This window comes from Candidatus Hakubella thermalkaliphila (genome assembly GCF_013281975.1).
Taxonomy (GTDB): domain Bacteria; phylum Actinomycetota; class Humimicrobiia; order Hakubellales; family Hakubellaceae; genus Hakubella; species Hakubella thermalkaliphila.
Genome location: NZ_BLRZ01000448.1, coordinates 1 through 588, shown reverse-complemented (window position 1 = coordinate 588; position 588 = coordinate 1). Strand labels below are relative to the sequence as shown.

Genomic DNA, 588 nt, shown 5'->3' with positions numbered 1-588 from the left:
AGCCTCTATGGAGATGATCTTCAAACTAACATACTTACTCATCAGAAGATACAGGACCTCAAAAAAGGCGACCTTTCCGACTTCATTAGGACCTGTCCAAAAGATGTAAAGGAGATGTTCTCCCGACTCCTCTCCCTGATCCGAAGTATGAAAAACCCCTTCTTAAGAGACCTCCTGCTGAAGTTCTTCCTGGATGAAAGCTTTTCCGATAGCTTCAAAAAGGCTGCCGCCGCCATCACCTATCACCATTCCTATTCTGGTGGCCTTCTGGAACACACCCTCTCCGTCTGTGAGACCTGTGACCATATGGCTGCAAAGTATAGTAACGTAAACCGAGACCTGGCCCTGGCCGGCGCTATTCTCCATGACATAGGTAAAGTGCACGAATATAAAGTGGGTGTGGTAATAGAGATGACTGATGAGGGTAAACTTCTGGGACATATAGCCATTGGGCATCAAATGGTTGCCGAGAAGATCAATGAGATAGAATTCTTTCTAGCAGATTTGAGAACCCACCTACTACACATACTCCTAAGCCACCACGGGCAACAGGAATGGGGATCTCCCCGATGTCCGCAGACCCCTGAG

At 47.6% G+C, this 588-nt stretch carries 1 protein-coding gene; it reads left to right on the top strand.

What is annotated here, in order from left to right; genetic code table 11:
• Positions 1–588 (top strand): HD domain-containing protein (locus HW443_RS12650; RefSeq protein WP_176238380.1); only part of this gene is annotated, 588 nt, incomplete at both ends.